Genomic DNA, 8,237 nt, shown 5'->3' on the forward strand with positions numbered 1-8,237 from the left:
CCCGGTCGTGGCCCGGCCGGGTCTCAGTGGCGCAGGCGCCCGGGCCGCGGTGGTGCCGTGCTCCCGTGCAGCAGCTCGACGATCTGCTGCGTCTCCTGGTCGGTGTCGCTGAGCTCGGCCAGGTCGCACCACTGCGAGCGACGCGCCTCCGAGGACAGCCGCACCTCGGGGCGCTCGTCGAGCACGACGCGGAAGACGACGTCGACACTCTGGGTGCGCGGGTGGACCCCGGTGGCCACCGGGTCGCCCGCCTCGATGTCGAGCCCGACCTCCTCGCGCACCTCACGCTCCACCGCCTGCGCCGGGGTCTCACCGTGGTCGACGAGCCCGCCGGGCAGCGTCCAGCCCTGCCGGTGGGGCTGGCTGAGCACGAGCACCGCACCGTCGTGCTCGAGCACGCAGACCGCTCCCACGGTGTAGTTGGGCGTGCCGGCACGCACCAGCAGCCGCTTGACCGGGCCCGGCGTGGCACGGAACACCAGCAGGGCGGCGGTGCCGGCCTTGCGGCGGAGGGTGGACAGGTCAGCCACGGATGTCATCCCACCAGGTGCGCAGCTGGGTCGCCAGCCAGCGCGGCTCCTCGATCATCGGCAGGTGGCCGCGGCCCCCCGCCGGCCGGAAGCGCCAGCCCGGGTTGAGCCGGGCCGCACGCCGGGCCGAGGCGAAGGGCACCAGCCGGTCGTGGGTGCCGTGCACGAGCAGGACCGGGACGGGGATGGCGGCGTAGACCGCGTCGGCGTCGTCGCGCCGGGCCAGGAGGCCGAAGACCGACCGTGCGGCGTCGCTGTAGTAGCGGTCGAGCTCGGGGTGCTCCAGACGCACCTGTGCCAGGTCGACGTGCCGTTCGATGACCTCGGGGGCGATGGCCCGGGGCTCGGTCGTGCACAGCCGCAGCGTGTCGAGCACCGACTGCTCCGGGGTGCGCAGCCGGCGCCGGGCGCCGGAGAACGCCGCGCCCACCGCGGGCACCGCGTAGACGCCCGCAGCGGCCAGGGCCCCCGGCCCGGGCACCGGCCGGGGCGGAGGAAGGGCAGGGTCGAGCAGCACCACCCCGGCCAGACCCTCGGGTGCCGTCACGGCGTAGCGGGCGGTGATCAGGCCGCCCATGGAGTTGCCCACGAGCAACAGGGGCAGGTCGCCCGCGCGCACGTGCTCGACGAAGGCCGCGAGCAGCTCGGTGTTCTCCAGCACACCCCCGCGCCGGTCCCCGGGCTCGGTGCGGCCGAAGCCGACGAGGTCGAGCGCCACACAGCGCAACCGGTCGGTCAGGTGGCCGACCAGCGACTCCCAGTTGACGGTGGCGCCGCCGAGCCCGTGCACCATCACGCACAGCGCCTCGGGCTCGGCCGGACCACCGAAGTCGGCCCAGTGCACGCGGGCACCCAGCAGGTCGACGACCTGCCCGGCCGACGACAGGTCCGTCATGCCAGGTCCGCGGCGGCAGTCCGCCCGGCGGACCTCCCCGAGAAGAGGCACCCACCCAGGAAGGTGCCCTCCAGCGAGCGGTAGCCGTGCATCCCGCCCCCGCCGAACCCGGCGACCTCCCCGGCGGCATACAGGCCGGGGACCGGCCTGCCGGTGGAGTCGAGGGCCCGCGACCCGAGGTCGGTCTGGATGCCACCGAGGGTCTTGCGCGTGAGCACCCGCAGGCGGGCCGCGACGAGAGGACCGTGGGCGGGGTCGAGGAAGCGGTGCGGGGCCGCCGTGCGGACGAGCCGGTCACCGCGGTAGCGCCGTGCCGCCTGCACCGCGTTGAGCTGGGCGTCCTTGCCGTAGTCGTTGCCGACCTGCAGGTCCCGCGCGCGGACCTCGTGCTCGAGGGCGGCGGCGTCGACGAGGTCCTCGCCGGACAGCGCGTTCATCTGCGCCGCGAGCTCGGGCACCGACGTGCCGGTCACGACGTCGATGCCGGCCTCCACGAAGGCGCGCACCGGCTCCGGCACGTCGGAGCGCGCGCGGGAGAGCACCCCGGAGAGCGAGCGGCCGGTGAGGTCGGGGTTCTGCTCGGACCCCGACAGCGCCCACTCCTTGCCCAGGATCGTGCTCGTCAGCACGAACCAGGAGTGGTCGTGCCCGGTGGCACGCAGGTGGGCCAGCGTCCCCAGGGTGTCGAAGCCCGGGAAGAACGGCGCCGGCAGGCGCTGCCCGGTGGCGTCGAGCCACAGACCGGAGGGGCCGGGCAGGATGCGCACCCCGTGCCCGGGCCACACCGGGTCGTGGTTGCTCAGCCCCTCGGTGTAGTGCCACATGCGGTCGCGGTTGACCAGGCGCGCCCCGGCCTCCTGGGTGACGCTCAGCATCGCGCCGTCGACGTATGCCGGCACGCCCGTGAGCAGGTCGGCCGGCGGGGTGCCCAGCCGCTCGGGCCAGAACTGCCGGATGAGCGCGTTGTTGGCGCCGATGCCACCGCTGGTGACGACCACGGCCTGGGCGTCGATCTCGAAGGCCCCGACCACGCTACGGGTGCTACGGGCGCCCCGGGCGACGCCGTCGGTGGCGAGCACCTCCCCGCGCACACCGGTCACGGCACCGTCCGTGGTGACCAGGTCGGTGACCCGGTGCCGGCCCCGCACGGAGATGCGCCCGGCGGCAGCGGCCGAGCGCACCGCGCGCTCGAAGGGTGCCACCACACCGGGTCCGGTGCCCCAGGTGACGTGGAAGCGCGGCACCGAGTTGCCGTGCCCGGTCGCCGTGCCGTCCCCACGCTCGGCCCAGCCCACCACCGGGAAGAAGGACACGCCCTTGCTGCGCAGCCAGGAGCGCTTCTCTCCTGCGGCCCAGTCGACATACGCCCTGGCCCACTGGCTCCCCCACAGGTCCTGCGGCACGGCTCCCTCCAGCCGGTCGAAGCCCGCCGTGCCGGCCCAGTCGGCCCAGGCCAGCTCGGCGCTGTCCCGGACGCCCATCCGCCGCTGCTCGGGGGTGTCGACCAGGAACAGCCCCCCGAGGGACCACCAGGCCTGACCGCCCAGGTGCTCGCCGGACTCCTGGTCCAGCAGGACCACCGAGCGCCCGGCGGCCGCCAGCTCACCCGCGGCCACCAGCCCGGACAAGCCCGCGCCCACCACGACGACATCTGCATCCACGGTTCTCTCCGCTCCACGATCGTCCAGGTGCCCAACCTACCCGCCGGTTCGGACGTAGGCTCACCTCGATGGCGCACACTCCGGGACAGGACCCGGCGGCCGGGACGAGCACCGCCCGCCGCTGGGCCCGGCTGGCCCGACGCGCCCTCCTCATGGTCCTTCTCGTGGTCGCGGCCGTGCTGGGCGGCATCACCGTGACCCGGCTGTGGCCGGTGACGGCCGAGACGCAGTACTTCACCGCCAACCTGTGGCTGTCCCCGTCGTGGGAGCACGTCTCGACCGTGCACACCCCCACCGTCGTCGGCGACATCGACCTGGTCTTCGACGGGCCGCTGCCTGCCCCGGGCATCGAGGCGCAGGTGCAGGTGCGTGACGAGGTCACCGACCTGCTGGCCCGGGGCAGGCTGTCGGTCGACTCCTTCCAGCCGGAGCCCGAGGAGCTGCGGGCGGCCGTCGACGAGGCCCTGGGCGAGGTCGCCTGGAAGTTCGGCTTCGGCGCGCTGGCCAGCACCGCCCTGCTCAGCGCCCTCTGGGTGCTGGGCCGACGGCACGGCTCCTGGAACCGGGCATGGGTCGCCTCGCTCACCGCGACCGGCCTGGCCGTCGCGCTGCCCGGGGCCGCGGCCTACACCACCTACCACGCAGACAACCTGCTGGAGTTCCGGACGACCAGCCTGCTGGGCCGGGTGCAGGCCAGCGGCAGCCTGCTCACCAGCATCAGCGGCCAGGCCGAGCAGGCAGCGCCCTACGTGCAGAACCTGCTCGCCCTCACCGAGGCGCTGCGCCAGGAGTACGCGCCGGTGGAGCCGCGCGGCACCGAGGCGGCACGCTTCCTGCTGGTCTCGGACATCCACGGCCAGAACTACTACCCGCTGGTGCGCGAGATCGTCCGCTCCCGCGACATCACCGCGGTCATCGACACCGGTGACCTGGTGAACTTCGGGCTCACCCGCGAGGCCGAGGTCGCCGGCCTCTTCGAGGGCATCGAGTCCCTGGGCGTCCCCTACGTCTTCGTGCGCGGCAACCACGACGCGGTCTCCCCCGTCGACGACGCCGTGCTGAGGAGGATGGCCGAGATCCGCAACGTGGTGCTCCTCGAGCCCTCGGCAGGGCAGTACGTGGAGGCGGAGATCGCGGGGGTGCGGATCTCCGGATGGAACGACGTGCGCTACTTCGCCGAGCAGAGCGACGACTTCGCGGCAGCCCAGGCCGAGGCTCTCGAGGCCTACCTCGCCGCAACCTCCGGACGACCGCTGTCCGACATCGTCATCAGCCACCAGCCGTGGGGCACGCAGCGGACCCAGGCCGAGGGGGTCACCGTCGCCGGCCACCTGCACACGCCCACCCTCAACGGACAGCACATCGGCGTGGGGTCGTTCACCGGGGGTGGGCTGTTCAACCAGTTCATCATCCCGGAGGACGTCGAGGAGGAGACCGGGGGCGAGATCGCCGGGCAGCCCTACGCCTTCGACATCCTCACCGTCGGGGAGGACTGCGGCATCGCCTCGCTCACCCGCTACTCCTACCGCAACCTGGTCTCAGGGCGTCCGCAGTACGACGACGTGTCCCTCATCAACGGCACCCGGGTCGACCCGGCACCCCCCGAGGGCCGCACGTGCGGCGGCAGCGGCGACGAGGTCGTGCTCACGCCGATCGCCCCCGTGGAGGAGCCGGTCCCGGTCGAGGACGAGGCGGTCGCCACGCAGGATCCCTGACGCGGACGCCCCGTCAGCCGCGGCCGGTCAGCCGCTGTCGGTCAACCCCGAGCAGCCGCGGCCACCGTGTCCAGGGCCTCGGCGACCGGGGTCCGGCCGTTGTTGAACTCGATGGTCGTGCGGCCCAGGTCGGTGCGGTCCACCACCTGCGCGATGACCTCGGCCACGTCGGCCCTGCTGACCGTGCCGGCCTCCACGCCCTCACCGGCCACCTCGATGCGACCGGTGCCGGGGTCGTCGGTGAGGCCGCTGGGCCCGAGGATCGTCCAGTCCAGCTCGCTGCCGCGCAGCCGCGCGTCGGCGGCGGCCTTGGCCTCGGCATAGGCGTAGAAGGCGTGGTCCTGCGGCACACCGTGGTCGGGGCCGGCCCCGAAGTAGGACACCATCACCCAGCGTGCGACGCCCGCGTTCTGCGCGGCGTCGACGGTGCGCATCGCCGCATCGCGGTCCACGGCATACGTGCGACGCGGGTCGCCCCCGCCGGCGCCGGCCGCCCAGATGACGAGGTCGCTGTCGGAGACCAGGTGGCCGGACCCCAGCAGGTCCAGCTGCTCGATGTCGGCGTGCAGGGGACGTCCTCCCGCGGCGGCCACCTCCGCGGCATGGTCGGGGTTGCGGATCACCGAGCGCACCTCGTGCCCGGCAGCGACGAGCAGCGGGGTCGCGAGCAGGGCGATCTTGCCGTGCCCGCCGATCAGGGTGATGCGTGCCATGTCAGTCTCCTCATGATGGTCGAGGTCCCAGGTTACGGGTCCGTCGCGCTCAGCCGCTCAGCGCCCAGCGGTGGCGCACCTCGTAGCGCGGCGTCCCGTGCGGGCCCTGCCCGAGGTGCGACGCGACCAGGCACACCTCGTCGGCCCACCAGGACGGGGAGAGGTAGCCGTCGAGGGCCTGCACGAGCCGGCCGCCGGAGGCAGGGCGACCGCCGCGTGACCGCGCCACGGTGAGGTGGGCACGGAAGGCGCGACCCTGGACGCGAGCACCCGCACGCGAGGCCCGTGCCCGTATGCCGCGCGCCCAGTCCGTGAGGACCTCCGGGGCCGGTGGTGGCGCACTCACGCCCAGCCACAGCACCCTGGCACCCGCCGGGTCGGGGAACGCACCGGCCCGGCACAGCCGTAGGCGCGCCGGCTCCCGGTGGGAGGCCCACTCGGCCATCTCCTCGGCCAACGGCTCCTCCGCCCGCGCCGGCAGGTCGGGGAGGAAGGCGAGGGTGAGGTGCAGCTGCTCCGGGCGGGTCCACCGCCACTGTCCTGCAGGGTCACCGCCACGCCGCCGGGGCTCGACGAAGTCCTGCAGGTCCTGCACCACCTCCTGCGGTGGCACGACGGCGAGGAAGGCGCGCACGGACCCATTGTCCGTGCCCCCACGCCGCACGGCCTACCCTGGTCCGGTGACCGCCCCGCCGCTCCCACCGACCCCGCCGCCGCACCCCGCCTCGGACCCTGCAGCCCCAGCGCCGGCGCAGCCGGTGAAGAGCCCGGCCGCCTCGGTGGCCTGGGCCGTCGCCACCATCGTGGTGGCGCTGGTCGTCGGCTTCCTGGCCTGGACGTGGATGACGCGGGACACCGCGCCTCCGGCCGCCGGTCGGCCGGCCGTGGAGGGCAGCGGGAGCGCGTCCACCGGCGACGCCTCGGCCCCGGAACCGGCCGGCACGCTGGCCGACGGTGCCGCCGAGGGCCAGGTGGCCCAGGACGGGGCGACCCAGGACGGCGCCTCCCAGACGCTGACCGCCGAGCAGGAGGAGATCCTGCTCGGCCTGCAGCGCCGCGAGGAGGGCGACCCCCTCGCGGTCGGCGCGGTCGACGCCCCGGTGGTGCTGATCGAGTACGCCGACTACCGCTGCCCCTACTGCGCCAGCTGGGCGCGCGAGGTCAAGCCGGGGCTGCAGCCCTTCGTGGACGACGGCACGCTGCGCATCGAGTTCCGCGACGCCATCGTCTTCGGGGAGGAGTCGGCGCTCGTGGCCGTGGCCGCCCGTGCGGCCGGTGAGCAGGGGCTGTACTGGGAGTACCACGACGCCATCTTCGCGGCGTCGCCCACCAGCGGTCAGGCAGACCTGCCGCAGGAGCGCCTGGTGGAGCTCGCCGAGGAGGTCGACGTGCCTGACCTCGACCGCTTCGAGGCCGACCTGTCCTCGCAGGAGCTGCTCGACGCCGTGCAGGCCGACATGGCCGAGGCGGCCGGCATCGGCATCCGCTCGACCCCGACCTTCGTCGTCAACACGGTGCCCGTGCGAGGGGCCCAGCCGCTCGAGGTCTTCACCGAGCTCGTCGAGCAGCAGGCCACGACCGCGCCGTGACCCGCTGAGGCCCCGGCCACGGCATACGCTCACCCTGTGAGAATCGTCGTGGCCCTCGGTGGCAATGCCCTCCTCCAGCGCGGGCAGGTGCCCGACGCGGAGGCCCAGACCGACAACATCCGCCTGGCCATGAAGGCTCTGGCGCCGCTCACCGACGACCACGAGGTGGTGCTGACCCATGGCAACGGGCCTCAGGTCGGAGTCCTGGCGATGGAGAGCGCCGCCGACCCCAGGCTCACGAAGTCCTACCCGTTCGACGCGCTCGGCGCGATGACCCAGGGCCTCATCGGCTACTGGATCCTTCAGGCGATCGGCAACGAGCGGCCCTACCGGCAGTTCGCCTCCATCATCAACCAGACCCTGGTCGACTCCGACGACCCGGCCTTCGCCGACCCCACCAAGTTCGTCGGCGAGGTCTACGGACAAGAGGAGGCCACGGCCATGGCGGCCAAGCACGGATGGCAGGTGAAGCCCGACGGTGAGCACTGGCGCCGGGTGGTCCCCTCCCCACGGCCCCGCGAGATCATCGAGACCCAGCTCATCGACCACCTGCTCGACGAGGGCATCATCGTCATCTGCGCAGGAGGAGGCGGGGTGCCCGTCGTGCGCACCGGCACAGGCGACCTCACGGGGGTCGAGGCCGTCATCGACAAGGACCTCTCGGCGGCGCTGCTGGCCCACCGCCTCAAGGCCGACCGTCTGCTGGTGCTCACCGACGTGGAGAACGTCATGGACGGCTACGGCACCGAGCACGCCACCCCGATCGGGCGCACCACGCCCTCTCGCCTGCGGGCACTGGACCTGCCGGCCGGGTCGATGGGGCCCAAGGTGGAGGCCGTCTGCCGGTTCGTCGAGGTCGGGGGACGCGGCACCGCGGCGGCCATCGGCAACCTCGCCGAGGCGGAGCAGCTGCTCAGCGGCGCCGCCGGCACGTACGTCGAGCCCGACCCGGGCTGAGACGGCCGGGACCTGTCCCTGCGCACGGGCTCCTCCCCGGCTAGGCGAACCTACTGCCGAGCGCTCGGGGTGCCGGACATGCCAGCAGCCCCGGTCACCCTTGTGGGGTGTCCGGGGCTGCTGGGTTAATGGTGGTCCGGCGGTGTCCTACTCTCCCACACCGTCTCCAGTGCAGTA

Annotated in this window: 8 protein-coding genes; 3 read left to right on the plus strand and 5 right to left on the minus strand. The window is 73.8% G+C overall.

Annotated features, from left to right (window positions below):
* Positions 1–23 precede the first annotated feature (23 nt).
* From LVO85_RS04300 to LVO85_RS04310, 3 genes are read right to left on the minus strand one after another with little or no spacing between them, the layout of a single operon-like run.
* Complete coding sequence (locus LVO85_RS04300) at positions 24–530, minus strand: NUDIX hydrolase (RefSeq protein WP_232746149.1); 507 nt, start codon at positions 528–530, stop codon at positions 24–26.
* Complete coding sequence (locus LVO85_RS04305; protein ID WP_232746150.1) at positions 523–1,425, minus strand: alpha/beta fold hydrolase; 903 nt, start codon at positions 1,423–1,425, stop codon at positions 523–525. The genes LVO85_RS04300 and LVO85_RS04305 overlap by 8 nt, the downstream gene beginning before the upstream one ends.
* Entirely contained in the window at positions 1,422–3,086 is a 1,665-nt protein-coding gene (locus LVO85_RS04310; RefSeq protein ID WP_232746151.1) for an FAD-binding dehydrogenase, read from the minus strand. Before LVO85_RS04310 ends, LVO85_RS04305 begins: the two co-directional genes overlap by 4 nt.
* A 68-nt stretch (positions 3,087–3,154) precedes the next feature.
* Between LVO85_RS04310 and LVO85_RS04315 the strand changes: the two genes are divergently transcribed.
* Entirely contained in the window at positions 3,155–4,801 is a 1,647-nt protein-coding gene (locus LVO85_RS04315; RefSeq protein WP_232746152.1) for a metallophosphoesterase family protein, read from the plus strand.
* Between the two features lie 41 nt (positions 4,802–4,842).
* Here the strand turns inward: LVO85_RS04315 and LVO85_RS04320 are convergent, their stop codons facing one another.
* Positions 4,843–5,514, minus strand: coding sequence for an NAD(P)H-binding protein (locus tag LVO85_RS04320; protein WP_232746153.1), 672 nt, complete (start codon positions 5,512–5,514; stop codon positions 4,843–4,845).
* Between the two features lie 49 nt (positions 5,515–5,563).
* Positions 5,564–6,148, minus strand: coding sequence for an RNA 2',3'-cyclic phosphodiesterase (thpR, locus tag LVO85_RS04325; RefSeq protein ID WP_232746154.1), 585 nt, complete (start codon positions 6,146–6,148; stop codon positions 5,564–5,566).
* A gap of 46 nt (positions 6,149–6,194) precedes the next feature.
* Between thpR and LVO85_RS04330 the strand changes: the two genes are divergently transcribed.
* Both LVO85_RS04330 and LVO85_RS04335 read left to right on the plus strand, forming a co-directional pair.
* Complete coding sequence (locus LVO85_RS04330) at positions 6,195–7,103, plus strand: DsbA family protein (protein ID WP_232746155.1); 909 nt, start codon at positions 6,195–6,197, stop codon at positions 7,101–7,103.
* 36 nt (positions 7,104–7,139) lie between these two features.
* Positions 7,140–8,060, plus strand: a complete 921-nt coding sequence (locus LVO85_RS04335; RefSeq protein WP_232746156.1) for a carbamate kinase — start codon at positions 7,140–7,142, stop codon at positions 8,058–8,060.
* Positions 8,061–8,237 lie beyond the last annotated feature (177 nt).

Source organism: Ornithinimicrobium sediminis, assembly GCF_021272345.1.
GTDB classification, from domain to species: Bacteria; Actinomycetota; Actinomycetes; order Actinomycetales; family Dermatophilaceae; genus Ornithinicoccus; species Ornithinicoccus sediminis_B.

Excerpts from the sequence above, each read along its gene's own strand:
- LVO85_RS04305 (WP_232746150.1), bottom strand. The coding sequence starts at position 1,425 with ATGACGGACCTGTCGTCGGCCGGGCAGGTCGTCGACCTGCTGGGTGCC.
- LVO85_RS04315 (WP_232746152.1), top strand. The coding sequence starts at position 3,155 with ATGGCGCACACTCCGGGACAGGACCCGGCGGCCGGGACGAGCACCGCC.
- LVO85_RS04320 (WP_232746153.1), bottom strand. The coding sequence starts at position 5,514 with ATGGCACGCATCACCCTGATCGGCGGGCACGGCAAGATCGCCCTGCTC.